General features: G+C 57.6%; 18 protein-coding genes and 2 pseudogenes. 11 read left to right on the forward strand and 9 right to left on the reverse strand.

Translation table 11 applies throughout. The features are described 5' to 3' along the window. Positions 1 to 279 precede the first annotated feature (279 nt). Positions 280 to 1,584 carry an IS701 family transposase gene (locus tag P0R31_RS04935; protein ID WP_275513091.1) on the forward strand — a complete coding sequence of 435 codons (1,305 nt, stop codon included), beginning with the start codon at positions 280 to 282 and terminating at the stop codon, positions 1,582 to 1,584. Between the two features lie 211 nt (positions 1,585 to 1,795). Here P0R31_RS04935 and P0R31_RS04940 read toward each other — a convergent pair. Together P0R31_RS04940 and P0R31_RS04945 are read right to left on the reverse strand one after the other, a co-directional pair. Then, positions 1,796 to 2,030 (reverse strand): annotated as a pseudogene (locus P0R31_RS04940) (hypothetical protein). An 88-nt stretch (positions 2,031 to 2,118) separates the two neighbouring features. After that, positions 2,119 to 3,162: pseudogene (locus P0R31_RS04945) on the reverse strand (IS5 family transposase). Positions 3,163 to 4,198: 1,036 nt separating this feature from the next. On the opposite strand from P0R31_RS04945, the gene P0R31_RS04950 reads away from it, so the two are divergent. From P0R31_RS04950 to P0R31_RS04970, 5 genes are all read left to right on the forward strand, one after another. After that, complete coding sequence (locus tag P0R31_RS04950) at positions 4,199 to 4,651, forward strand: (2Fe-2S)-binding protein (RefSeq protein WP_275513092.1); 453 nt, start codon at positions 4,199 to 4,201, stop codon at positions 4,649 to 4,651. Between the two features lie 2 nt (positions 4,652 to 4,653). After that, the gene (locus P0R31_RS04955) at positions 4,654 to 6,975 is read left to right on the forward strand and encodes a xanthine dehydrogenase family protein molybdopterin-binding subunit (RefSeq protein WP_275513093.1); all 2,322 of its coding nucleotides are present in this window, start codon (positions 4,654 to 4,656) and stop codon (positions 6,973 to 6,975) included. A gap of 84 nt (positions 6,976 to 7,059) precedes the next feature. Further along, positions 7,060 to 8,847 carry a PQQ-dependent dehydrogenase, methanol/ethanol family gene (locus P0R31_RS04960; protein ID WP_343299297.1) on the forward strand — a complete coding sequence of 596 codons (1,788 nt, stop codon included), beginning with the start codon at positions 7,060 to 7,062 and terminating at the stop codon, positions 8,845 to 8,847. Positions 8,848 to 8,909: 62 nt separating this feature from the next. Beyond that, positions 8,910 to 9,524, forward strand: a complete 615-nt coding sequence (locus tag P0R31_RS04965; RefSeq protein ID WP_275513094.1) for a c-type cytochrome — start codon at positions 8,910 to 8,912, stop codon at positions 9,522 to 9,524. After that, positions 9,521 to 10,174, forward strand: a complete 654-nt coding sequence (locus P0R31_RS04970) for a hypothetical protein (RefSeq protein ID WP_275513095.1) — start codon at positions 9,521 to 9,523, stop codon at positions 10,172 to 10,174. Before P0R31_RS04965 ends, P0R31_RS04970 begins: the two co-directional genes overlap by 4 nt. 346 nt (positions 10,175 to 10,520) lie before the next feature. On the opposite strand, the gene P0R31_RS04975 is transcribed toward P0R31_RS04970, so the two are convergent. The 4 genes from P0R31_RS04975 to P0R31_RS04990 form a co-directional block, all read right to left on the reverse strand. Next, the gene (locus tag P0R31_RS04975) at positions 10,521 to 11,540 is read right to left on the reverse strand and encodes a LacI family DNA-binding transcriptional regulator (RefSeq protein WP_157287410.1); all 1,020 of its coding nucleotides are present in this window, start codon (positions 11,538 to 11,540) and stop codon (positions 10,521 to 10,523) included. Between the two features lie 86 nt (positions 11,541 to 11,626). Continuing rightward, a complete protein-coding gene (locus P0R31_RS04980) occupies positions 11,627 to 13,075 on the reverse strand; it encodes an aldehyde dehydrogenase family protein (protein WP_157287411.1) in 1,449 nt (482 codons plus the stop codon). 92 nt (positions 13,076 to 13,167) lie between these two features. After that, complete coding sequence (locus tag P0R31_RS04985) at positions 13,168 to 14,097, reverse strand: dihydrodipicolinate synthase family protein (protein ID WP_275513096.1); 930 nt, start codon at positions 14,095 to 14,097, stop codon at positions 13,168 to 13,170. A 348-nt stretch (positions 14,098 to 14,445) separates the two neighbouring features. Further along, positions 14,446 to 15,495, reverse strand: a complete 1,050-nt coding sequence (locus P0R31_RS04990) for a LacI family DNA-binding transcriptional regulator (RefSeq protein WP_157287413.1) — start codon at positions 15,493 to 15,495, stop codon at positions 14,446 to 14,448. A 302-nt stretch (positions 15,496 to 15,797) separates the two neighbouring features. Here P0R31_RS04990 and P0R31_RS04995 point away from each other — a divergent pair, with 302 nt between their 5' ends. From P0R31_RS04995 to P0R31_RS05015, 5 genes are all read left to right on the forward strand, one after another. Beyond that, entirely contained in the window at positions 15,798 to 17,390 is a 1,593-nt protein-coding gene (locus P0R31_RS04995) for an acyl CoA:acetate/3-ketoacid CoA transferase (RefSeq protein WP_275502872.1), read from the forward strand. Positions 17,391 to 17,403: 13 nt separating this feature from the next. Next, on the forward strand, positions 17,404 to 18,186 hold the full coding sequence (locus P0R31_RS05000) for an enoyl-CoA hydratase/isomerase family protein (RefSeq protein ID WP_275513097.1): 783 nt from the start codon (positions 17,404 to 17,406) through the stop codon (positions 18,184 to 18,186). Between the two features lie 287 nt (positions 18,187 to 18,473). Further along, complete coding sequence (locus tag P0R31_RS05005) at positions 18,474 to 19,820, forward strand: MFS transporter (protein WP_157287416.1); 1,347 nt, start codon at positions 18,474 to 18,476, stop codon at positions 19,818 to 19,820. A 46-nt stretch (positions 19,821 to 19,866) separates the two neighbouring features. Continuing rightward, a complete protein-coding gene (locus tag P0R31_RS05010) occupies positions 19,867 to 21,018 on the forward strand; it encodes a glycoside hydrolase family 88 protein (RefSeq protein WP_275513098.1) in 1,152 nt (383 codons plus the stop codon). A gap of 575 nt (positions 21,019 to 21,593) precedes the next feature. Then, positions 21,594 to 22,070 carry an Lrp/AsnC family transcriptional regulator gene (locus P0R31_RS05015; protein WP_275513329.1) on the forward strand — a complete coding sequence of 159 codons (477 nt, stop codon included), beginning with the start codon at positions 21,594 to 21,596 and terminating at the stop codon, positions 22,068 to 22,070. A gap of 248 nt (positions 22,071 to 22,318) precedes the next feature. On the opposite strand, the gene P0R31_RS05020 is transcribed toward P0R31_RS05015, so the two are convergent. From P0R31_RS05020 to P0R31_RS05030, 3 genes are all read right to left on the reverse strand, one after another. Beyond that, the gene (locus P0R31_RS05020; RefSeq protein ID WP_157287418.1) at positions 22,319 to 23,428 is read right to left on the reverse strand and encodes a pyridoxal phosphate-dependent aminotransferase; all 1,110 of its coding nucleotides are present in this window, start codon (positions 23,426 to 23,428) and stop codon (positions 22,319 to 22,321) included. Positions 23,429 to 23,649: 221 nt separating this feature from the next. Beyond that, entirely contained in the window at positions 23,650 to 24,255 is a 606-nt protein-coding gene (locus tag P0R31_RS05025; protein WP_157287419.1) for a CDP-alcohol phosphatidyltransferase family protein, read from the reverse strand. Positions 24,256 to 24,262: 7 nt separating this feature from the next. Continuing rightward, positions 24,263 to 25,066, reverse strand: coding sequence for a phosphocholine cytidylyltransferase family protein (locus tag P0R31_RS05030; protein WP_275513099.1), 804 nt, complete (start codon positions 25,064 to 25,066; stop codon positions 24,263 to 24,265). Between the last annotated feature and the right edge of the window lie 241 nt (positions 25,067 to 25,307).

Below are 25,307 nucleotides of genomic sequence, written 5' to 3' on the forward strand. Positions count from 1 at the left end.
CGAGACCCGGCTCGATGGTTCGGTTCTCGACCGCGAAAGAGCCGCCAGCGCTTCAATCTCATCGTCGGTCATCGCCAATTCGACCGCTTGCCGCCATCCTGCCATGAAACCGCTCCTCGTTGCGCCAACCGCAACCGAGGAATCCGCCAACACTCAATCAGTTCCAGCGCAGGCTTCTTGGAATCGATCGTCTAGTCTTACTGAGTCAGAGTGTCGCGGCCTTTGTCGACAGGAATCATATATTTGAGAAGACTCACTTTTCAGCGTGGGGAGGCTGAGATGGGTCTGACAAAATCGCGGGACGTAGCGTCGCGGTTTTCGGCATATTTTGAGGGCCTTGCGAGCGTGATCGGGCACGTGGGCCGAGCCAAACCGCTTCGCGATTATTGCATCGGTCTGTTGATGCCTTGCGATCACAAGAGCGTCGAGCCGATGGCGGCGATCACGGCTCCTGAGCGGACAGCGGCGCAGCATCAGTCGTTGTTGCATTTTGTCGGTCAAGGTGACTGGTCGGATCAGCAGGTGTTGGCCAAGGTCCGTGAGTTAGTGCTGCCGGGCATCGAACGCTGCGGGCCGATCGAAGCGTGGATCATTGATGATACGGGCTTTCCCAAGAAGGGGCGGCATTCGGTCGGCGTTGCGCGGCAATATTGCGGCCAGTTGGGCAAGCAAGACAATTGTCAGGTGGCCGTATCTCTTTCGTTTGCGAACCATCATGCGAGCTTGCCGGTGGCCTATCGGCTCTATCTCCCAAAGGAGTGGGTGACGGACCGTACACGTCGGCGCAAAGTCGGAGTTCCCCAGAAGATCACCTTCAAGACCAAGCCGGCAATTGCACTTGATCATTTGCGCTGGGCCTGTGCGGAGGGCTTGCCGCGCGGCGTGGTCCTGATGGACGCCGGCTACGGCACCGACACCGCTCTGCGTGAGAGTATTACCGAATTGGGCCTGAGCTATGTGGCCGGCATCTTGCCACAAACCTCGGTATGGGCGCCCGGAACTGGACCGCGGCCACCGAAGAAATGGTCGGGGAACGGACGACCTCCAAAACTGCTACGGCGTGATAGCAAACACCGACCGATTTCGGTCAAGAAGCTTGCGATCGGTCTGCCAGCGCATGCTTGGCACAAGATCACGTGGCGTGAGGGTACGGCAGAACCGTTGTGTTCGCGTTTTGCCCGTGTGCGCGTCCGTCCGGCGCATCGAGATTACTGGCTCGCCGAAAGCCGGCCCGAGGAATGGCTTCTGATCGAGTGGCCAGAGGGCGAAGCAGCACCAACCAAATATTGGTTTTCAACGCTTGCGGCCAACATTGGATTTCGTCAGCTCGTCGATATTGCCAAGCTGCGCTGGCGCATCGAGCGCGACTACCACGAACTCAAACAGGAGGTTGGCCTTGGTCACTTCGAGGGGCGAAGCTGGCGTGGCTTCCACCACCACGCAACATTGTGCATTGCCGCCTACGGGTTCCTGGTCTCCGAGCGAGAGACGATTTCCCCCTCAGAAACAGCCTCCACCAAGCTCTTCAAGGAAATTGCCATTCCCGAAAGCTATCGGCCGAGGGGATCCGCCATTGCGGCCTGAACGGCACGTTCCGAATTCGATTGCGACCGTCCGACGAAGATTGAGCGCGGCTCTCGTCGTCACACTATCTCGATGCCCTTGTTGCATCAGGGCAATCTCAAGTCAAAGTGGCTATCGAAATTTGTGACGCAGTAAGACTAGCAGGCTGTTGAATAACTCAGCCGCGTTCGCAGACGAAGGCTGAATCGTGGCCACCCCTGTGGATGTAGAGCTAGCCGGTGAGCCGACCGGCAGTGACGATCATAGCCCATCCGCGAATGCAGGCGGGGGCATTCTCGTCGTGCTTTTCCCATGAGAACTCCGCACAGGCCGAACCGTCTCTCGCGCCGTCGTGGATTTCGAGAAAGCCCTTCAGGGCCCAAGGCGATTTCGCCATCGGACTTGCCTTCGAAGGTGAGATGCGCCTCTTCGACAAGATCGAGGAAGTCGCTGTCCCTGTTGTCCATCACGAGGATGCGCCAGCGGCCGACAATGGCCCTGGCGAACCCGAGCACCCCTTGGCCATCAGCCGGTCTCTGCGATCAGTTTGGGCAATCACACCAGATTGTAGGCGGTAAAGGCCCATCCGACGCGCTCACGACCACGGCACCCGGTCCTCTCGTGCCCGGCGATCGTTTTGATCCAGCCAAATGCCTCCTCGATGTGCTTGCGGATGCGCTGGCTGACGGCATGGCCGGCCGTGCCGCGTCGTTCGCCCGTCAATCGCAGCGCTGCGGTGGCTCGCGTTCTGCGCAACATATGGCGTCACATTCATCGAGAGCAGCTCGTTGACAAATCTTCTGCGTCATAGCTTTGTCGGCGCCAAGTGTGATCGCTGTCGGCCGGCCGGCATAGGGCTCGACCATGTGCAGCGCGGCCAATCGCTCGGCAGGACCATCGGCCTGCGTCAGGCAGGCGTCGACCAACAGGCTGTGGCGGTTCTCCATCAGCCCATGACCGATGAAGCCCAGCCTCCTCTCGTTGCCTTTACCCTTGCGGTCGAGCCTGGCATCAGGATCGGTAGTCGAAGCAGGGGTGTCGTTCGAGCGGTTCTGCCGTGGAAGTCCGCCTCTCATTGCGCCCGCCGCCTTGCGCCGGCGGCTCGCCCCGAGCCGTCCTTGGGCTTAACGGCCTTCATCAAGGTCCAGGCGCTCGATCAGCGCGCCATCGTTTGAGAAGTGATCGCTCGACAGAAGTTCTTCACCTTGGCAGTGCCCGCACCGCCGCCCATAACTTCGCCGCGATGTCGCCATCCAGCAGCCGGTCGCGGTTCCTCGAGAACACCGAATGGTCGGACGCGGGTGTCGTCGATGCCAATTCCGCAAACCAGCGAAACAACGGGTCATATCTCAACCGCTCCATCAGAAGCCGCGCGGACCGGATCGAATGAAACGCCGGCAACAGCGATACCCGCAGCTTCTCAGGTGGGATCGACGGCCTCCCAATCGGCGAATAGAGCGCAGCAAACTGGCGCTCCAGCACCGCCGGCGCTTCGTTCACGATGGTCCGGATCGCTCGCAGCGGATGACCACGCCGCGCCCGCGCCTCCAGATCAACGTAGCTAAACAGCTCCCCTGTTCGATTGTCGCCGGCGCGCACGCACCATCTTCGAATCGCGTCTGAGGGGCAATGAATCATGGTCGCCGGTCGGCGGCGAGCGCCTTTTTCGAGCTAGAGCAGCCGCCCAGCTCAAGCGGCTGTCACCAACACTCTGAAACTTGCTTCGCAGCGTAGATCATCTACGAATCTGCGGCTGGGAAAATTCGCAGCACAGTTGCGCGAAAATTTGCGGGAGTGGCGCATGCGCAGTATGACGTTTCGATCTCGGTCTTACTCGCCCTCGCCAATGCGCCGATGCGATCGGCAGCGTCAAAGGCATCGATCAGCGGTTTGCCATCGAGGCGCGAGGTAGGCGAGCGCCACAACGAACGCAGTCGTCCGCTCATGCTGGCAAGAAGGCTTTCCGACGTCCGACAATCTGCAAAGATCTTCGGCCAGCGTTAAGGTCAGCAAAGCCGTTGTTTATCGCCTAGTCCGATGAGGCGGTCTGACCAGCGACTCCGAAGACGGGCGGTTGTTGCCGTGCACCCCTGCTGAGCGCAAGATCCGGCCGATAGCAATCGTCTCCACGACCGGGGTTTACAGGTTCCGATGAAGGAGGTTGCCGGGCTTCGCGCCTTGGTCCCCTCCACCCGGGATCAATGATGCCGATCCTCACGCTTGGCTTACTGGAGCTCTCGCCGGCTTAAAGACCACCCGCCAAGCGCCTCCCTCGCGTCTGATGTCTTTGTCCGCCGGCCTCTTCAATTGCTTTGATGGATTTTGATCAGCGCGGAACGCGATTGTAGGCCGCTGCTTCTGTATCACCAAGCTGGCGCTTTCGATCTTCGGCAGCGAGACGACTAAAAACAAGGAATGGGGAGGGCAGCGACAGACGCGGAATGCCGTGCGGGGCAGATCGATGTTCCAGCGAGGAGCCTTGCTCCCTATTCACCCAATTGACTGCTGCGAATAGCTGCGAGACGGCAGGTCTTGGAGCCGGGGAGGCGCTGTGCGCTCGCCGTGACCTGTCGCCCACAATGTCGCTTGATGGGCCTGCAAACCACCCATCACAAGATCTGGAGGAGGTCTAGCGATGAGTGTTGAGCTTACGATAAACACGAGATCATACACTGTCGACGTGCCCTCGGATACGCCGCTGCTATGGGTGCTTCGCGATCTGATCGGGCTCACCGGCACCAAATATGGCTGCGGAATTGCTCAGTGCGGCGCCTGCACGGTGCACGTGGGTGGCGTCGCAGTCCGGTCATGCATCACGGCCGTCGGTGACGTTACGAAACCGGTTACCACAATCGAAGGATTGGATGCCGAGGGCAATCACCCCGTTCAGAGGGCATGGCGAGAGGAGCGCGTCCCGCAATGCGGCTATTGCCAGGCAGGACAGATCATGCAGGCGGCCGCACTCCTCGCTGAGATCAAGAATCCTTCCGATCAGCAAATCAGCGATGCAATGGCGGGAAATATCTGCCGCTGTGGTTGCTACCAGCGCATCCTGTCTGGGGTGCGCGCAGCCTCGAGAGGGGTCTAGCGATGACCATGAATGCGCTGCGAACCTCATCCGCTCCTTGCGTCAAAATCGAGAACGTTAGCCGCCGTCAATTTCTTCGCTCGACGGCTGGATTGGCTGCCTTCGCTCTCGCCGTCGAGATCTCGAGCCTTGAGCCGAGTCTCGCTTACGAAACCGGCGCCGCCCAGATGCCGCACGGGGTTGTCACCGACCCGCATGTCTTCGTCTCGATTGATTCGTCGGGAATTGTTTCGATTACGGCCCATCGTTCCGAGATGGGTACGGGAATTCGAACGTCACTTCCGATGGTAGTGGCAGATGAATTAGAGGCTGACTGGTCGAGGGTTCGTATAGTCCAGGCGCTTGCCGACGAGCCGCGCTACGGCAATCAAGACACCGACGGGTCTCGTAGCATGCGTCACTTCTTCCAGCCGATGAGACAGGTCGGCGCGGCGATGCGTCAGATGCTCGAGCATGCAGCGGCAGAAAGATGGGGAGTTTACTTGTCGGAGGTTCAAGCCACAAATCACGAGGTGATACATCGACGGACCGGCCGCAAGCTTGGTTACGGCGAACTCGCAAGCGCAGCGATGGACTTGGCGACCCCGCCAATGGACTCCCTGAAGTTCAAATCCGACGACGCTTTCCGATATATCGGGTACGGCAACGTTCAAATCTATGACTTGTTCGACATCACCATCGGCAGGGCACAGTATGGATATGATGTTCGGTTGCCCGGCATGAAATACGCCGTGATTGCTCGCCCTCCCGTTGTTGGTGGGAGGATAAAATCCTTCGATGCAACCGACGCGCTCAAGATTCCAGGCGTCGAAAAGGTGCTTGAGCTTAAGGTTAGTTGGGAGCCGCCCGCCGCATTCTCACCTCTTGGTGGGATCGCTGTGGTGGCCACCAACACGTGGGCGGCCATAAAGGGTCGAGAGGCCCTGAAGCTCGATTGGGAGGCCGGCGAAAATAGCGGCTATGATTCCGCCGCATACAGACTGCAGATGGCGGAAGTTGCGAACAGGCCGGGGCGCGTCGAGCGCAATCAAGGAGATTTCGACCGGGCGTTCGCCGCAGCGTCAAAAATTCTATCGGCCGAATATTACGTGCCACACTTGGCTCAAGCATCGATGGAACCACTGGTTGCGACAGCGATCATTCGCAATGGTGAGTGCGAAGTCTGGGCACCGTTGCAATCCCCGTTTGGCGCGCGCGAAGCACTCGCCAAGCTGCTCGATTTTCCGATTGAAAGGGTCAAGGTGAATGTCACTCTTCTTGGTGGGGGCTTTGGCAGGAAGTGCCAATCAGACTTCGCGCAGGAAGCCGTACTGCTCGCGAAGGCACTCGATGGCGCGCCGGTTAAGGTGGCCTGGACGCGAGAGGACGACCTCCATCATAGCTTCTATCATACTGTCACCTATTCGCGTTTGGACGCAGGCGTTGACTCATCGGGAAACGTGATTGCGTGGCGGCACCGTTCTGTCGCGCCAACCTTGTTTGCAAATTTCAAGCCTGATCCAAAGCGCGAGCAGGCTGTTGAACTCGGGTTAGGGCTTGCAGATGTCGCGTTGGACATCCCGAATGTGCGTGTCGAGACCGGTGAAGCGGCAGCACTGACCCGGATCGGTTGGTTTCGGTCAGTCAACAACATACCTCATGCGTTTGCCGTGCAATCTTTCATTGCAGAGATCGCGCGAGCCCTGAGGAAAGATCCCAAAGACTTCCTCCTCGAGATCATCGGACCCCCACGAAGGCTTGAGCTAGAGAAACTCGGGGTGACGGATCCGCTTTGGAATTATGGCGATCCGTATTCGACCTACCCCATCGATACGGGACGTCTCGCGAACGTGGTGAACTTGGCGGCTTCGCGTGCGAACTGGGGAAGCCCGCTCCCTAAGGGCAGCGGGCTTGGAATTGCGGTGCACCGCAGCTTCCTCTCGTACGTGGCGACCGTTGTCGAAGTTAGCGTGGATGGCCGAGGAAAGCTTATCATCCCACGCGTGGAGACTGCGATCGACTGCGGTTTTGCCGTCAACCCCGAGCGGATCCGGTCCCAGATCGAGGGTGCAGCAGTCATGGGGCTCAGCAATTTCATCGGCGAGATCTCCTTCGCCAAGGGGCGTGCCGAGCAGAGTAATTTCGATAGCTATCCGGTCGCACGCATCGACAATGCACCGATAAATGTACGTGTTCATATCGTTCCGAATGGTTCTGACGTCCCCCCGGGCGGGGTCGGGGAGCCGGGAGTGCCGCCGTTTCTGCCGGCGCTCTGCAACGCGATCTTCGCCGCGACGGGCAAACGCATTCGTTCGCTTCCGGCAGGCGATCAGATCCGCGTCTAGCGACTATACGTCACTATCGTGCAGAGCGGCGATTGAGCTCGAGCACAGTCATCAAAAATAGTTGGCCACTAGAGGAGTGAAGGGATGTCCAAGGTTAGCAGGGCGCGCGCTGGAGTATGGGAGATCGTCAGCACGATCGTGGGGATTGGCCTGATGGGAGGAGGCCTCGGCAGTGCGGCGGCGGCTGCCGACAAGACGACCGAAAAGCGCCTTCTCAATGCGGCCCAGGAAACGAGCAACTGGCTGCATCACCACCGCGACTATACGGCACAGCGTTACTCACCGCTGAGCCAAATCAATCGCAATACCGTCAAGGGGCTGCGCGTTGCCTGGACAATGGCACTGGGTGGCATCGAAGGTGGCGGCATCTGGAGTCATGGCGGTCTCGAAGGAACTCCGATTGTCGAAAACGGATTCATGTATGTCACCGACGGATGGGGATCCGTCTACAAGATCGATCTGCACGGCGGAAACGGAAATCTGGTCTGGAAAATGGACCCGAAGACCGACCATGACTGGGCCGGGGCGATTGCTTGTTGCGGCGTCAACAATCGAGGCGCTGCGCTATGGGACAATTTTGTGATCTCCCATACCCTTGACGGGCGTTTGGTTGTAACGAACAAGGACGATGGCAAAGTCGCCTGGGAGCGTAGAGTGGCCGATCCCGACAAGGGCGAGGTGATCACTGGCGCCCCTTTAGTCGTCAAGAACATGGCCATCACCGGTGTAGCGGGTGCCGAGTACGGTATCCGAGGTTGGATTGCTGCCACCGACCTGAAGTCTCAAAAGGAGGTGTGGCGTACCTATACGATTCCAGCAAAGGGTGAACCGGGGAACGAAACTTGGAAGGATGGTCATGAGGCGTGGAAGACGGGTGGGGGATCGACTTGGGTAACCGGGTCGTATGATGCACAAGCTCACTTGATCTACTGGGGCGTCGGAAATCCCGGGCCGGATTTCGATTCCGAATACCGTCAAGGCGATAACCTTTATACCGATAGTACCCTTGCGTTGGATCCAGACACTGGCAAGGTCAGATGGCACTTTCAGCACACACCAAATGATCCATTTGACTATGATAGTGTTGCGGAGAGAGTTCTCGTCGACCTCCCGTTCAAGGGAAAGACGCGCCAGGTCGTACTTGAAGCGGACCGCAATGGCTTCGCTTATGCACTCGACCGCACCGACGGCTCATTCCTTTGGGCCACCCCGTTCGTGAAGAAGGTCACCTGGACCAAGGGCATCAACCCTGAAACGGGAAAGCCGATTGAGTATGATCCCGAAAAAGGCGTGCAGACCTACGATCCTCAGGCGACGCTGAACCGGAAAAACACGCACGTCACCATTTGTCCCGGACACAACGGCGGCAAGAACTGGCCGCCGACCGCATACCATCCGGACTTGAAGACCTGGTACATCCCGGTCATCGAGAGCTGTGACGAGTTAGATAACAAGGAGACCAAGCCTGGCGATTGGAAAGCTCGTGAATTTTTCACGGGAGGTGGTCCAGTCGTGAAGATGCCCATAACAGGAAGCGTGACCGCTATCGACGCGACAACAGGTAATGTCACGGGCAAATATGAGACCAAGTATCCAATGCTGGGCGGGCTTCTTGCAACACCAGAGCTGATATTCGCTGGCCATCCCTCCGGAGAGCTCTACGCTCTCGATGCCAAGACTCTCAACAAGCTGTGGGAGTTCAACACGGGCGGCGGCGTCAACGCGCCCCCCATGACGTTCTCGGTCGACGGCAAACAATACATCGCGATTCTCGTGGGGCTGGGCGGCGCCTGGGACAAGTGGAACCTCGATTCCACAAAGGGCTTGGAGAAGGTCCCCCCAGGCTCCACGCTGTACGTTTTCGCATTGTGATCCGCCCTGTGGCGAAGTGGGGCGCCCAGCGCGCCCTACTTCGTCGATAGTTCGAGGAACGAATGGAATTGACAGTTGTGCGCGTGAATCAAAGGGCTAATGGCGCGCTGCGCCTTGCCGTAATTGGCTTGATGGCAAGTGGCTGGGCGTTTCTCGCGCTACCAGAATTGGCGCTGGGCGAAGGTGGCACACCCGTACCGGGGCCCGTTATCAACGGAGTGCACCGTGCGCTCGATGAAGGGCAGCGCATCTACGAAAAGGCAAACTGCGTCGGCTGCCACAAATGGCACGGCGACGGAGGCGGCGGTTATGGTGGCGCAGCGCTCTCGTTGCGAGCAACACAGCTCACCCGCGATGAAATCGTCGAGGTCGTCCATTGTGGGCGGCCAGGAACGGGAATGCCGCATTTTGATCGTGAGGCCTACAAGGACTACCGGTGCTATTCGGGCATCTCGGCTCAAGATATCGGCAAGGATCTGCCTCCGGGTGCAGCTACGTTTCTCCGGCCGATGGAGATCGAAAAGGTCGTTGACTATGTTCTGAAGCATATCAAGGGCAAGGGGCCGACAAGCTATCAAGACTGCATTGACTTCTACGGGGACAGCTCGAGGGCCTGCGAAGTCTACAAGAACATCTCGATCAACTCGCAGGCGATCGAGGCGGAAAAGAAGCGATGACCCGAACATCATCGATCTGGCTGCTGCCACTGTTGCTTCTGTCATTCGCTAGCGGCGACGTTAAAGCGAACGAGGCGGCCGATTTGCGCGACCTCAGTCTTGGGATGTCGGTCGCCAGCATTCCCCCTGAAGAGTATATTAAGCTTAGGTGCGCCGACAAAGAAGGGGCCAAGCTGGCTGGCTGGAACGACTTCCAAGCGTGTCCCGCTGATCAAATGGGTCTGCACAATCTCTCGTTTCGCTTCAATGACGACCTCAATCCACTGGCGGCGCTGAGCGATAAGTATCAGGGTACGAAGCTCGGTGGTCATCCCGTGCTGCTGATGGGAATGGTGAACAATAGGGGCGCCTTGCAAGGTATTCGGATCGACACGGATCCGAACGCACGTCCCTTCTGGCGTAAGAAAGCATACCTGTTGGCACTCATAGTGAAAGCTCGATATGGGGAGGCCGGGTGGAGTTGCCGAGAGGCGGAGCCTCTCGAAGGAGAAGCTCCGGTGGGCGGTTTGCTTATCAAGGAGCACTGCGAGAAGCGCGCAGGCCGTCGTCGCCTGGTTTTAGATCGGGAAGTCTACCGCCGTGCCGGGCAGCCTCTGTCGGACTTTGTCAATGTCACCCGATTCATCATCGAACAGACGACAGACCCATGACCCAAGGATTCGAAGGGACGAGGTTAAACGTATCTGGCGATCTGCGGCACCTCCGTCAGACCAAGACTTTGCGGTGGAGTGATGAGGGGCATCGAGGTCGTGAGCCAGCATCGCTATGCGTGAGCTATTAACCGGTCGCTTATGAGGCGGCGACGCGGGAGCTATCGCGCGATCGCAACGATCCGCTGGCAGACCGGCCTCGTCTGCTTCCTCCCTGCACCTAGCCGCTGTTGGCCAGACCAGCAGCGGCCTCTTTATTGTCCTCCGGGCTGGGGTGTACGACGAGCGAGCCTTCGGGCCGCACGGCCGCCTTTCCTCTTGCGCGCGGAACGCGTCTTCGAAACGATCAGATGCTGATCGACAGATTCTGTGCGGTGATGGTGAGAAACTCAACAGGAGCATTGCTCACATCGACATCGATTAGCCCGAGACGGCGAAGCACCGTATCTAGCGAGCGGCGCGCCTGGGTCTCTGGCGCACCATCGATGCAGATATCCATCAAACCCGACCGGAGACATTTTGCGGTGCCCTGACTGAGAGCGTGGCCGATCCAAAATACCTTGGCAGGATGCGCATTCAAAGCCGCCGCAATTCCCTCTCTCCCGGCGCCAACAGTATATAGTCCGATAACGCGATTGTCCTCCCGCAACGCTTGCGTGAGCCTTTCTGCCGAGAGAAAATTGTCGTCGTGTCCAAAAATGACAAGGCGGAAATGGTGACCGTCATCCGTGTACTGGGTCAGATAGTCGGAGAAACCGCCTATTCGCTCCCTATGTGCCCGGTAGGCTCCGCTGTGGCACATGGCGAGGAAGGTGCCGCTACGCCCTTGTAGCATGTGAGACATATAGTAGGCGGCAGTCCTTCCCGCCGCATAATTGTCAATACCGATATAGGGCACATCCTCGCCGGCGCTTCCCGTCAGCAACTGCACAACTTCCACGCCCGACATGCGGACTTGGCGGATGCTCTCTGTAATTTTCGGATGGTCTGGAGCCAGAACGATGAGACCGGCTCGGCGAATTGGGGGCTTTGCAATATGTTGGGCAATGGCGGCGATATCATCCTCGCGAACAAACGTTCGGTGCACCAAAATTGTTGGGTCCAGCGAGGCAGAAATTCGCTGGAAAGTAGCGTTGAGATCCGCATAGAACATCTCGGCCTGCGGCTGAACCAGAAGCACCTCGATCCGAATGATGCCGCTGTGAGGCCTCAATCGCCGATCGCCATATTTTAGTTTCTTTGCGGCCTTGATGACTCTTTCAGCTAGCTCGGTCCTGACGCCGCCGCGGTCGTTGAGAACCCGCTCGACGGTTGCAGTCCCGACATTCGCTTCTCGCGCAATGTCTCTGATCGTCGGACTATTCAAATGCCTGCCTCCGGCCTGACTTTGGTCAACTCGGAAATGGGAACGTGCCGCTTAACTTGTTTACTCCTTCAGGTGTCCTTGTGAGTCTACGGACCGTTGCCCTCGAAAGTGTAGGCGGTCTTCACCGATGTATAGAATTCCTGCGCATAGCGGCCTTGCTCGCGGGATCCATAACTTGAGGCTTTGCGGCCGCCGAATGGCACGTGATAGTCCACGCCGGCCGTCGGTATATTGACCATCACCATGCCGGCCTCTGCGTTGCGCTTGAAGTGACTGGCGTATTTTAGGCTCGTGGTGCAGATCCCCGACGACAGACCGAACGGCGTGTCGTTAGCGAGTTCAAGCGCCTCGTCGTAGTCCTTGGCCCGGATCACGGTGGCAACAGGCCCGAAAATCTCCTCGCGCGCCACACGCATCTGGTTGCTCACTTCCGTGAGTAGCGCAGGCGCTAGATAGAATCCGGGCGCCTCGCGCTTCAGGAGCTTGCCCCCGGCAACAAGCTTGGCGCCTTCTGCCTGGCCAATGCTGATATACGTCAGGTCCTGGTCGAGCTGGCTTTGGTCCACGACCGGCCCGATATCCGTGCCGGCTTTCAAGGCATCGTCAATGACAAGCCCCCGCATTCGCTCCTGCATGGCGGCCACGAACTGGTCGTGAATGCCTTCTGTCACAATCAGCCGAGACGAAGCCGTGCAGCGCTGGCCAGTGGAGAAGAAGGCGCTGTTCACCGCACATCCAACCGCCAGCTTCAGATCGGCATCATCAAGGACCACCATAGGGTTTTTGCCGCCCATTTCCAGCTGAAGCTTCTTCATCGGCTCCGAAGTGATGCAGCTCTGGGCGATCTTGCGCCCCGTCGGCACTGAGCCCGTAAAGGAGATGGCAGAAACCTTCGAGCTGCTCAGCATCTTCTCGCCGACGATCGCGCCCCGGCCCATGACAAGGTTGAATACACCTGCCGGCACTCCGGCGCGCACGATGATCTCGGCGAGCGCATGAGCCGAACCCGGCACGAGCTCGGCAGGCTTGAGCACAATGGTGTTGCCGTAGGCAAGCGCTGGCGCGATCTTCCAGGCTGGAATTGCGATCGGAAAGTTCCACGGGGTGATGAGCCCGATGACTCCGACCGGCTCGCGGGTGATCTCCACATCCACAGACGGCCGTACCGATGACAGCTTCTCGCCCGCCACGCGGAGGCACTCGCCGGCGAAGAATTGGAAAATTTGTGCGGCGCGCGTGACCTCGCCGATGCCTTCCGGCAAGGTCTTTCCCTCCTCACGGGAGAGCAACCGGCCGAGCTCGTCCTTGCGAGCTTGGATCTCATCGCCAACTGCCTTTAGGATGTCGTGCCGAGCCTGAATGGTGGAGTGCGACCAAGCGGGAAAAGCATCAGAAGCGGCGGCAATTGCGTGCTCGGTCTCGGTGGCTGAGGCGAGGGCATACTCGCCTACAACGTCGTTGGTGTTCGACGGGTTGATGTTCGGACAGGCCTCGGCCGCAGCAAGCCACTCGCCGGCAATATAGTTCTTTGTCATCGATAAGCTTTAAACTCGGATTCAATAGTGTATGTGCATAAACGTCCGCCTTGCAGATCATGTCACAGAGTAAGTGACTTCAGCAGAGCGACTCAGCGTCCCCAGCAGAGGGCCAACGGGTTGACCCCGCGTGCATGCTCGATCAGCCCGGCTTTCGTTTTGGGATGAATTTGAGCCAAGGGATGCCGCACAGCGTCACATCTGATGACGTTCCCTTCCTTCATCACGCTCTTGGCCGCCCGAAGGCCACATTGACGGTTCTCGTAGTTAATCAACGGCAGCACTTTTGCATAAGCTGCAGCCGCGTCCGCGCTCCGACCCGCCTTATGATTATCGATAACTGGCCGCAACAAATCGGGACAGAGCGCGCTCGACATCGTCCCGGTGGCGCCAGCTTCGAGATCTGCCATCATGGTAATGGCTTCTTCTCCGTCAAATGGACCAGCTACGGCGGCGTCTCCAGCGTCAATTAAGTCTCGCAGCTTCGCTGCAGCAAAAGGAACTTCGATCTTGAAATAATTAACGAGCGGCACCTCTCGTGCTAGCCGCACGAGAAAAGGTACAGAAAGCGTTACCCCGCTGAGCGGCGCATCCTGAACCATGATCGGGATTCTAGCCGCATCAGCAACGCGAGCGAAATGCTCGGTCATGTGGGCTTCGTCAGCCCCGAGTCCTGAGCCGTGGTAAGGTGGCATCAGCATGAGAATGCTTGCGCCTCTTTCGGCTGCATAGCGCGCGCGCTCCACCGCGATACGAGTGCTGAAATGGCTACAGGTCACCATGACCGGCTTGCGGCCGGCCACATGTGATAGACAGAGGTCAACTAGCAATCTGCGTTCCTCGTCTGACAACAGGAACTGCTCGGAATAGTTGGCCAGGATACAGATTCCGTCGACCTTCTGATCGATCATGCATTCCAAAACGCGCCGTTGTCCCTCAACATCAAGATCGGCAGAGTCCGTGAATGGCGTTGGTGCGACGGGAAACAGCCCCTGATAGAGCTCCTTTTTTGGGGATTCCATGAGTCAAGATCTCTCTTTGCGAATGAGGAGCACTGGGACGAGCAGCTGGTGTAGGGCGCATCGATCCGGGATCGTGAATGTTCCTATGGCTCTCGAGCAGTATGTGAAAAATGGCGTTAAGCATTGGCCCCGAGCAATCCGCCACGCATTACTGTGGGCGATAGGGGGTTATGATATTTGGGCGAATACCGGTGTCAGCCCTGCTGTCCGGCCGCAATTGGCCGCGGGTGGTGCGAACACCGATAAGGAGCTTGCGAAGCGCCACGAACGACTGTCCTTCGAGCTGTGGGTTTAATGGCACGTAGTCTCCGTTTCTGCCGACCAGACGACATGCGCATGCGTCTTTTGTCATTGCCGACCTCGCGCGGGCGCAGTTGATTCTCGGACGATCAAGCGCGTTTCGAGCTCCACTCTGGAATGTATGTCGAGCGAATTTTGGTCTGCCAAAAAGTAATTAGCTGCCTGTTCGCCCATCACTCGAGCCGGAACGTCTACTGTCGTTAGACCGGGCGTGAGGTATTCGGCGATATCGAGATTATCAAAACCAATCATCGATATGTCTTGAGGTACGCGCAGTCCTGCATCCCTGCAGCCGCGCAAAGCTCCGACGGCAAGCACGTCGCTGCCGCAAAATATCGCCGATACATCTCTATTTTGATTGAGAATGATCTTAGCTGCGGCTCGGCCGCGGCTGAATTCGTACGGCGATTCCACTACGATAATGCTGGAGCGGTCTATCCCACGACGTTCAGCCATTGCGAGGAAGCCCTCAAGACGACCAGATGCACGATCGTTCTCGCGCGTTACACCAGCTATGACTGCAAGATTTTTGTGACCGAGGTCTGCAAGGTAGTTTGCTGCCAGAGCCCCGCCACTGCGATTGTCAAAACCCATGCTGGGAATCGAAGCATCTTCCGAGAGGGCATAGGTGACGGCAAATCTTACCTTATGTTCGCGCAGCAGCTTGAGGGTTTCCTTTCGATGACAAGTGCCCACGAGAACAATGCCATCCACGCCTTTTTCAATGAGATTGCGCACAACGCGAATTTCTCGGTCGAGATCGTAACCCGTTGCAGAGTAGACCAGCGACGCACCCGCGGGCGCTAGCCGGCTCTCCAGGCCTTCCAGCATTCGAGTGAAAATCGCACTGTCTAGTGTCGGAACTATCAAGCCGATCAGCCGGGAGCGCGAGGATCGCAGCGCGCGTGCTGATCCGTTGGGAACGTAGCCGAGCTCATCAACGATCCGCAGAATGCGCTCTCTTAAACCGATCGCGACGGTTTCGGGTCGATTCAACACTCGGGAAACTGTGGCGATAGAACAGCCGGCCCGCTTAGCTATCTCCACCACGGTCGGTGATTGCCTTTGCTCCACACGAGCGATTTTTTCCACAGCCATTGAGCCTATTTCTTCCTCGCGAGCCCTTGAACGCTGCGCGTGACACCATTTGTATGAAATCGTTACCATAATACGGCGAACGAGTGAACTGAAATAATGCGCGAGAATGCCGGTTAGTTGGGGCCAAACAGGCCAAGTTCGTCATTGTATCAATATTCCTCTTGCGCAACGAAAGTCGTTCATGTAAACCTTTTCATAAATTGAGCTCATCGGGGCGGGTGCGTTCGGCATCCGGCGTTGTGTGCGAGGCAAAGCTTGGGCGGTCAGACGTAATGAGTCTGCGTTCGGGCATTGGAGAAGGTATGCAAGCGAAGAACAGGCGGACGGGCGAGGTGCCAATTGTTACGGCTAGGCAAGCCGTATCACTGATCTCCGATGGCGATTGCGTCTATTTCGGCGGTTCAGCCGGGGTCGCTATCCCGGAGCTAATCATCGATGCGCTCCGTGACATTCATTCCGAGCAGGGTTCGCCTAAGAACTTGATGCTCGTTGGTACGGTGGCCATCGGTGATTGGGCCACGACCGGGTTCAACAAATTGGCGGCCCCCGGGCTGGTTCGCCGGGTTGTGGCGAGCGGTTTGAACAATTGCCCAGCGCTTGGACGCCGGGCGCTAGCCAACGAAATTGAAGCATACACTCTTCCCCAGGGAGTCCTGGCGCAGCTTGCTCGTGAAAACGCGGCTGGGCGCCCCGGTGTAATCACGAAAGTTGGGCTCCGGACATTCGCCGATCCTCGCATTGGCGGCTGCAGGCAGAGCGAGTGCAGCAAAGAGGACATGGTTGCTGTCGTCGATATCGAGGGAGAAGAGCACCTGCTCTATAAGACTTTCCCGATCCAAGTCGCGATCCTGAGGGGCAGCATTGCGGACGAGAAGGGAAATATCTCACTCGAGGACGAGGCATATGTCGGGGAAAGCATGTCGATCGCAGCTGCAACGCGGCGGTCGGGTGGAATAGTCATTGTGCAGGTCAAGCGGGTCGCCGCCTCCAATACGCTAAATCAACGAGAAGTAAGAATCCCTGGTGTCCTGGTCGACTACCTTGTCGTCGATCCCAAGCAGCGACAGACTTATGCGACGGAGTATAGTCCGGCCTATGCGGGAAAAATGCGCGTGCCGGACGGCAAAATCGCCGCTCTGCCGTTCGACGTGAGAAAGGTAATCGCGCGCCGGGCGGCGCTCGAGTTGACCCCCGGAGCGACCGTCAACATCGGCTATGGTATCTCGAACGGGATTGCGGTCATCGCCGCCGAAGAAGGCATTTACCGCTCAGTCACACTGACGGCAGAGCAGGGGGTGATCGGCGGCATCCCTGCCCCCGGACAGGATGCCGGAGCTGGCACGAACTACGACATGATAGCGCCGCAACCGGATCAGTTCGATTTTTATGACGGCGGCGGGCTCGACATCGCATTCCTGTCTTCTGCGGAGGTTGATCGGCACGGCAACGTCAATGTGAGCCGCTTCGGCGACAAGATCATAGGTCCTGGCGGGTTCATAAACATCAGTCAGGGCGCTCGAAAAGTCGTGTTCTCCGGTACCCTCACAGCGTCGGGATTGAAGGCGTTCCCGCAGAGCGGTTCTCTCGTTATTGGGAATGAGGGAAAGGTCAGAAAATGGGTGAAGGACGTCTACCAGATCACGTTCAGTGGCGCGTTTGCGAAAGAGCGACAGCAAGAGGTCGTATTCATTACCGAGCGAGCCGTGTTCAAGCTTACGGCCAGCGGCCTGATGCTAACCGAAGTCGCGCCTGGCATATCGGTGGAAAAGCATGTGCTGCCGAACATTGAATTCGAGATAGCCGTGTCGCCGCAACTAAAGCTGATGGATGCAAGGATTTTCAAGGATGAGCCAATGAATTTGGCCGCCGGATTCCACGGTCGCGCACCGGCGTAAAGGAGAGGCCGACGTGAAGTTCGTTACAAGAGATTACGTGGACAAGGTCGAGATTCTCGCAATGAATAGGCCAGAGCGGCGCAACGCTCTGGGTGAAGATATCCTCAAAGATCTGCATGAAACGGTAGATAGGGCGGCCAACGATAAAGACGTCAATGTGATAATGCTCGCCGGAAACGGCCCCGGTTTCTCAGCCGGTGCAGACCTAAAGGATTTTTCGGCCGGCGACATCAACGACACCTTTGACCTCAATCGCCGACTGGGCGCGTTTGTACGCTCTCTCGCTCTTGTCAGAAAGCCTGTCGTCTGTGCTGTTGATGGGTTTGCCTTGGGCGGCGGCTTCATGCTCGCAGCCTCGTGCGACGTTATCGTAACAGCTCCAGTAACGCGCTGGCATTTGCCGGAGGTTTCACTAGGCTGGTTGCCCGGCTTCGGGCTGGATACTTTAGCTGCGCGCGTTGGACCGTTTGCAGCTCGCTCCTTGAGCTGGAGCCCGACCGCGATCGACGGCGTGGAGGCTCACAGGTTGGGGCTGGCTGACATCCTGTCGCTTCCAACGGAAACTGCTCGCGAGGTGGCGCTTCGCTACGCCAAAAACCTGGCGGCAATGCCGGCTCACGCGGTGCTGACCACGAAACAATTCTTTTCAACATCGGTGACCGCGAGAGCAGAAGTGATGGATGACTTGGCCAATCGCTACTTCGCTCAGGACATCCTCCATGAGACCGCACGAACGAGTCTGCAACGCTTTCTCCCGAAGAAGACCGCCGGCGCCGAGGTTGTTCGCAAGGAATGATTTGAACCACGTTCCCGAGTTTCTCATCTTCGTCGAAGCGCCTGTTGCGAAACTTTGCTGTCAGGAGGCTTGGCGATCGAGCGGCTCGCAATCCGACCTGTGTTCACCACCGATGATCAAAAGGAGGGCATGGTTGCCTTCGTCGAATGGGCCGCCGCCATTCTCCAGAGGCTGACGCACGGGCAATACTCAGATCGCCCATGACTCAGCACTCGTCTTCGCGGCAGCACTTCACGGTGCTGCTTGTGCCGAAATGTAAACGTTTTCAACAAAAATGGAGGGAAGGAATGACCAGTATCGTTGAGCCCATCGCTTCAGCCGCGCAGCAAACCGTGCCGCCGGGTGCGTCACGTGAAAAACAGGTTGCTACTCGGAGCATGACCATTGCCCTGGGGGGTGGCGTAGCGCTGGAGTGGTACGACTGGACCGTCTACGGAATGATGGCGTCTTTTCTGTCGCCACTCTTCTTTCCTTCCAGCGATCCCACGACCTCGCTGCTCGCCGCACTTGCCGTATACGGCGCCGGCTTCTTCGCGCGACCTGTGGGAGCAGCGGTACTCGGTCCTATTGCCGACCGCGTCAGCCATAAGCGGGTGATGATGATCTCCATCACCGCAATGGCCTTGTGCTCGTTGCTAATTTCGGTCCTGCCTGGCTATAGCGAGCTTGGTGTGGCAGCGGCGGTGATATTGCTGCTCGTTCGGCTCATCCAAGGGCTCGCCACCGGCGCTGAAGCGGGCGTTGCGAACTCGATTGCGATCGAACTTGCCCCACCGGGCAAAGAGGGACAGTATCTTGGTCTGATCAGTGGCACATTTATCCAGCTCGGCGTCTTCGCATCCAGCTTGGTCGCCTTTCTCGTGAGTGCCTCTGTAGCTCCCGAAACAATGCACGGATGGGCTTGGCGGCTGCCCTTTGCCTTCGGCGGAGCACTCGGCTTGCTGATCATCTATTTGCGGAGCAAACTGCCGGAGACCTTGATCAAGCACGCCATGCATCGCGACGAACTGTCGCGAACTCAGGAGACCACAGGCGACGTGTGGAAGACGCTCTGGAGCGTACGGCTTTCGCTGCTCGCTGTCATCCTGGTCGTCGGAGCGGTGCAGATCGCGAATTATGCCTGGAATGCAGGTTTGCCAAACCTTGCCAACGGGGTGTTCAAGGAGAACAGCACCTGGGTGTACGGGATCACGACTCTCATGGGCCTGATCTGGATCGTCACAGCCCCCTTGGTGGGCGCCTTTGCAGACAAGATCAGACCCTCACGCGCATTCACGCTGCTGCGGCTGCTGCTCGTCGCGTGCTTCTTCCTCACGTTGGCCTATTCCGAGAAGAGCATTTCCACGTTCTTCTTCGTGATGGTGTTTGGCGGCGCAATCGTCGGCTTCAACATGGCGCTCTACAACTTCATCGCAACGACGCTGATGCCACGTGCGGTGCGTACGACCGGTATCGCCGTCGGGTATGCGCTCGGGGTGTCGCTGTTTGGCGGAACATCACCCTATTTGCTGGTGTGGTTGCAGCATGCGCAGATGGCCTGGATGTTTCCCGTCTACGGATCGGTGGTCGCGGTGCTGAGCGTTGCTATTTATCACGTCGCGAAAAAGCGAGGCCACGTCTACATCGGCGAGTGATGTGTTAGCTGCTCCGCGGAGCGCGAGAGCTTTCTTGGGAGAAACTATGTCGAGAAGCGACTTCTTATCCGCATGCGAGCGGATGTTGGTGCGCATAGCGCAAACGCGGGATGCTTCCACATCAGGCCTGCCGCATTGGGCCCGAAGCGGGGATGGAAAATGGACGTTCACGTCCGATGGTGATTGGACCGGCGGAGCGTTCGTCGGCCAACTTTGGCTCGCCCATTTGGCCGATCCGCTACGCTTCCCGATATCTGACGCGCATGCTGCGCTGGCCAGGATGCTGCCTCGCGCCGAGCGTCGGACGGCCTTCAAGGGCTTCGGCTTCTACCACGGTGCGGCGCTTGGAAGTATCCTTTTTGGTGATGAAACGGCCCGTGATGCCGCGCTCACGGTAGCTAGGTCTCTGGAGCAGATGTTCGACCCGAAACTGGGCTTGATCCCGCTAGGCGAGGATGCTGAGGAGGCCAGCGCGGTGGGTATCGCCGAAAGCAGCATCGACTCCCTTCAGGCCACCGGCCTGCTTTACTGGGCCGCGGACCAACTGAATGACTCGCGGATGGAAGAGGTGGCCAACGCACATATGCGGAAGGTATTGGAGCTCCATGTGCGCCCAGATAATTCGGTGATCCAATCCTCGACGCTAGACCCGCAAACAGGGAAGGTGCTGAGAACGCATACGCATAAGGGACATAGTGATGTTAGCACTTGGGGACGAGCGCAGGGATGGGCGATGCTCTATACCGCTCACGCTGCCATGGTTCGTCCAAAGCAGGCCTTGTGGCGCCAATATGCCGTGCGCGTACTGGACTGGTGGATCCACCACGTTCCCGCGGACCTCGTTGCGTACTGGGACTTCGATGACCCGGCGATTCCGGCTACCAGCAGGGATACTGCGGCGACCGCTATCGCAGCGGCAGCATCCTTGCGACTTGCGTCCGCACTCGGACCGGTTGATGGTGCCAAGTACCAGGACTTCGCGGAACGTACCGTGGCTGAGTTGGCGTCGCGATATCTGACGCCCATCGGCCCCGCCGACCAGCGGCCGCTTGGAATGCTCACTGGCGGATGCTTCACCCGAAATGCCTCCGCACGCGATATCGACACGGCGCCAGACGCAGAACTAATTTTCGGTAGCTACTTCCTGTTTGAGTCTCTTGGAACCCTTACCGGTCTCGTTCCTATGGGCCGGATCTAGTAGGACGGGCTGACTACGTAAAAAGCGGGTGAGGATGTGGCAGACCACGACCAGCCCAAGCGAAGAACTCAATTCTGACGCCGGTAAATGCCTTGTCGAGCACAAATTGCTTTGCGGCCTTGGTTCGCTGGCCTGGCGAGCCTCGAACCGATGCAAGGAAGCGGCATGCCCTTTCGCCTTTGGATAGAATTACAACGTTGCCGCAAGTCTTCTTTGTCAGTGTCTATGCGGTGGCTGGAGCGTCTCTGTCCACCGAGATCGCGAGTGCCGTGATCAAGCGAGGTGCGGTAAACCGACTTTTCAACTAATCAGGCTCACAAACAGCGGTCGTGGGAAAGGAGCTTCAGCGGCCGATTTAAACGATGACAGGCTACTCGACGCAAGCCGGCCGGGGCATGAACACGCGGTTCGAGCCGGCTCGCTAGATGTCGCCGGACCGTCAGTGCGCACATTGTGACCTGAGGACGTAGACCTCTAGAGGTGCTCGAGAGGAGGTTTGGAATTGCCAGAGTCGCACAACGAAACGGTCCTACGCGTGGACTAGACGGTTGCACTCCATGGTTCACAAAGCCGCAATGGAAATCGACAAAATCGATGCTCGTCTTCTCGATCTGGTTCAATGCAATAATCGTCTGAGCAGTGAAGAACTCGGCGCGAAGGTGGGCTTATCTGCATCCGGAGTTCAGCGCCGACTGAAGCGGCTACGGAAGGAAGGCGTCATAGAGTCTGACGTTTCGATCATTTCGCCGAAGGCGGTCGGCCGGAATGTGACTATGCTAGTAGCCATTTTCTTTGAGCACGATCGCGCAGACATCATCGACCGCTTTAAGCGGGGTGTCCGCAAGATGCCTGAGGTCATGAGCGGCTTCTACGTTACCGGCCAAGCCGATTTCATCCTTGTAGTAACTGCAAACAATATGGAGGAATACGAGCAGTTCACCCGGCGCTTGATAAGCGAAAATCCAGATATAAGGCGCCTTGAGACTGCCGTCGTCTTGGATCGCATCAAATCGGGCTTCACCTTACCAATGGGACGTCTGGCATGCTGGTAACCTATCTTATAGTGCCCGTGACGGACGTGACCTTGCATGAAGCAACATTTCTTTTGCGCGCTCTGGCAGCGGTTTAACAATGATTGCGGAAGCTTGGTCAGGTGTCCATGCGGACTGATTCGAATGAGGCCTTTTTTCCTGCATATGCTCGAGGCATGCTCCTCAATGCTAAAGCCGGGCTCTAACCCGCCAGGCCCTGGCGGACCTCAAAGGCCGCTCCACAATTGATCAGTGCCAAAAGAGTTGCTCTAATCAGCGACTGCTTTCAGTGCTTCCACCAAGAGCTTATTGTCTGCTTCAGTGCGACATGCGATGCGCAAGAACCGTCTGCCATTTTGGAGCGTCTTGCCGCCATTGTGCCTGATCAATATGCGTCTGTCGTTTAAAAGCCTTGAGGCGATCACGTCCCCATCCGGCCAGTAGGGCGGCAGTTCGCAGAACACAAAGTTCGCGTCAGGCTTTAGAACTCTCATTCCGTCGATGCTGCGCAGGTCTGCGTATAGTTTGTCTCTGTCGCTGCCTACCCTCATCCAACTCTGCTGTGCCGCGTGCGCGAGGTGAGGGAGCTTGCTCAGAAAAAACTCGCCAAACGTATTGACATTCCACGTGGGGAGCGCCGCTCTCATCTCCTTTATCATCTGTTCATTTGCGGATGCCGCATACCCGATCCTCAAACCGCATGTCCCGTAGATCTTTCCCAGGCTCTTGAGAACGATCACATTAGGAAATTCGAGCAAATGGTTTTCCAGGCTCGCACTTCGTCCGACCTCACTAAATTCAATGAATGACTCATCGATCAACAGGAGTTGCTGTTGAGCTCGAAGCGCGGAAGCGAGATATAGCAAATCGGGATAGGGAACCATCCGCGAAGTGGGGTTATTCGGCGATATCACGATGGCCGCGTCGACAGCATTTGTGCGCGCAAATGCTGCATAACGTTGCACATCGAGTTCAAAGTCTGGCGATGGCAGGAAAAAGCGTGATAACCGCCCAGGCAGAGCGGTCGTCTCATAGGGATTGAAGGTTGGGACCGGGACAGCAATCCTCATACCCAGTCGACCAAGGAGGATGGGAATCAGTTCAGCCACGCCGTTGCAAACGACAAGGTTATCCGCCGGAGTCTTCACCGCATCCGCAAGAAGTTGGACCATTTGCTCATTAGGAGAGGGATAGCAGGTAATAAGCCTCGGCAAAGCCTCCCGAAGTTCGTCAAGGAACCCTTGCGGCGGAAAATAAGGATTCACCAAAAGGACGAAGTCGGTGATGTCATATTTCCAATAGCCGCCCGGGAATCGGTTGACGAGATCAGGGACGCCATCAGGTTTGAGGGGTACGTCGACTTGTGCTGGGGTGTTCATGACTGTGCTGAACTGAAACGTCTCAGGGGCAAGGCAGATTCCGAAAAGGATCGCGAGCTCTCGGCGTCAAGCATCGAGCAGTGCCCATTCGTGCGGAAATGTGCCCGACAACAAGTCTGGTACACACTGCAGTCGGCAGATTCCACTCATCTATGACTTGCATGGTACTGAAGCTGGCAACACGGAGAAGGGCAGTCGCTGAATCATACTTCTATCCACACTCAAAAGGAGCGACTAGCTAAAGCCACCGATGATGCGACGGCGAAGATGCTTATTGCCGTATACATTGATGCGCTGAGTGGTGGCACACGAACAGGCGCGACATGCGCCAAAGCGAGCAGCAAGAAGCCGATGTTCACGACGTCGGAAAACGCTTCAGCAGGAATAAGAGGCTTAAGAAGAAATAGAAGCGCCAGGAGCGGCACGTCGTACGACAAGGGCAGGCCCAAGAACCGTCCATCGCGCGACCTGCCGAAGTTCGCAAAATAGCTAAGCCTCAATGCTCCAGCCAGCAATAGCGTGGTTGCGGTCGCAAGGGCGAGAAGTGAGCCTTGGCTGACTTGTACCACAATTACCGCAGGCAGAACGGCTCCATAGACGATATCCGCAAACCCGTCGAGGCTCGCTCCCATCTTTGCAACATTTGGATCGCGACCTGTCGTGCGACCTGCCACAAACCCGTCGAGATGGTCCGCTAGAACAGCCCAAAGCGCTACCGCCACAGATAGCTCGAGCCGCTCCGATAGCGCAAGAAACAGACTGGCGGAGGAAAAGAGTAGCCCCGTAACAGTTATGGCGTTCGCTGGATCCCATAGGTATTTTAGCATTGGACTCTCACCTCGTCTGCAAATCACGTCGCGGCGCGTACGCGTTCGTTCGGCCCCTGAAAATGCGTTCGGCAATTTGCAGATCCTCAGCATTGTCAATTTCGTACCAGCTGAGACCATCGCATCGCGCCGCTGAGAGACGCAGATCTCGTTTTTCTATCAGATACCCAAAAAGTTCTTCGGTATAGGTTTGCCTGGCTCCGGCGGAGATGATATCGTCCAGCGTGGGAACGATCGTAGCCTTGAGCGTCGGCGCTGAAAGACGCAGCAGGTTCATCGTCTTGAAAAGCCTTGGACCATTCGCAACCAGATCTGATGCGGTTTGCTTCAATCGAAAGCCTGTGATGAACCCGTTCTGCGACAGCAGAACGGCTGATCCTTCCATTGAATCATCGAAGGGAACGACTGCAGCCACGTCGGTCCCGCCGCAGCCTATCAAGTAGCGTAGCGCATCCTCTTCGAAAAAGACGTCGCCTTCGAGCAGGAAGCAGTCTCCGCAGAGAAGAGCGTCGCGCGCCAGCCACAAGGAATAGGCGCTACCGGTGCGCTCAAAGACGGTCGACTCGACATATTTGATGTTGATCTGGCCGAATCGGCTGCCGCAGGCATATTGAATGGCGTCTTTGCGGTAACCCACGACGATCGTGACCTCTTCCACGCCGACAGCTTCCAGATTGCGCAGAGCGTTGTGGAGAATCGAAGTGCCGTTGACCTCGACCAGCGGCTTCGGTCGCAGATCTGTCAGAGGACGCAGGCGAGAGCCGCAGCCAGCGGCGAGAATGACGGCGTTCTTGGGAGCAACGGTCACCATTTAGTTCCTTTTCATCGTGCCGCTAAGGTGAAAAACCGACCAGCTTTTCGCCGCGGCCTACGCTTGCTGAAGCGACTTCAGGTTCGCTACAGCCATTGGCCTGAAGCCCAAGCGTGAGAGCAGGCAAACGGTCCCGCGCCGGTCCTTCCAAGAAAGGGAGACCTCGGATCCGGCGCCTCAAGCTGCCCGAGATGCCAAATCCGCATTCCGGGTTGAGTGAGGCTTGCTACGTCATCTGAGA

The organism is Bradyrhizobium yuanmingense (genome assembly GCF_029167105.1).
GTDB classification, from domain to species: Bacteria; Pseudomonadota; Alphaproteobacteria; order Rhizobiales; family Xanthobacteraceae; genus Bradyrhizobium; species Bradyrhizobium yuanmingense_A.

Bases quoted from the DNA above. Each gene is read 5' to 3' on its own strand.
- P0R31_RS04970 (WP_275513095.1), top strand. From the start codon at position 9,521: ATGACCCGAACATCATCGATCTGGCTGCTGCCACTGTTGCTTCTGTCA.
- P0R31_RS04995 (WP_275502872.1), top strand. From the start codon at position 15,798: ATGCAAGCGAAGAACAGGCGGACGGGCGAGGTGCCAATTGTTACGGCT.
- P0R31_RS05010 (WP_275513098.1), top strand. From the start codon at position 19,867: ATGTCGAGAAGCGACTTCTTATCCGCATGCGAGCGGATGTTGGTGCGC.
- P0R31_RS05020 (WP_157287418.1), bottom strand. From the start codon at position 23,428: ATGAACACCCCAGCACAAGTCGACGTACCCCTCAAACCTGATGGCGTC.
- P0R31_RS04935 (WP_275513091.1), top strand. From the start codon at position 280: ATGGGTCTGACAAAATCGCGGGACGTAGCGTCGCGGTTTTCGGCATAT.
- P0R31_RS04950 (WP_275513092.1), top strand. From the start codon at position 4,199: ATGAGTGTTGAGCTTACGATAAACACGAGATCATACACTGTCGACGTG.
- P0R31_RS05030 (WP_275513099.1), bottom strand. From the start codon at position 25,066: ATGGTGACCGTTGCTCCCAAGAACGCCGTCATTCTCGCCGCTGGCTGC.
- P0R31_RS04960 (WP_343299297.1), top strand. From the start codon at position 7,060: ATGTCCAAGGTTAGCAGGGCGCGCGCTGGAGTATGGGAGATCGTCAGC.
- P0R31_RS04990 (WP_157287413.1), bottom strand. From the start codon at position 15,495: ATGGCTGTGGAAAAAATCGCTCGTGTGGAGCAAAGGCAATCACCGACC.
- P0R31_RS04965 (WP_275513094.1), top strand. From the start codon at position 8,910: ATGGAATTGACAGTTGTGCGCGTGAATCAAAGGGCTAATGGCGCGCTG.
- P0R31_RS05025 (WP_157287419.1), bottom strand. From the start codon at position 24,255: ATGCTAAAATACCTATGGGATCCAGCGAACGCCATAACTGTTACGGGG.
- P0R31_RS04980 (WP_157287411.1), bottom strand. From the start codon at position 13,075: ATGACAAAGAACTATATTGCCGGCGAGTGGCTTGCTGCGGCCGAGGCC.
- P0R31_RS05015 (WP_275513329.1), top strand. From the start codon at position 21,594: ATGGAAATCGACAAAATCGATGCTCGTCTTCTCGATCTGGTTCAATGC.
- P0R31_RS05005 (WP_157287416.1), top strand. From the start codon at position 18,474: ATGACCAGTATCGTTGAGCCCATCGCTTCAGCCGCGCAGCAAACCGTG.
- P0R31_RS04955 (WP_275513093.1), top strand. From the start codon at position 4,654: ATGACCATGAATGCGCTGCGAACCTCATCCGCTCCTTGCGTCAAAATC.
- P0R31_RS04985 (WP_275513096.1), bottom strand. From the start codon at position 14,097: ATGGAATCCCCAAAAAAGGAGCTCTATCAGGGGCTGTTTCCCGTCGCA.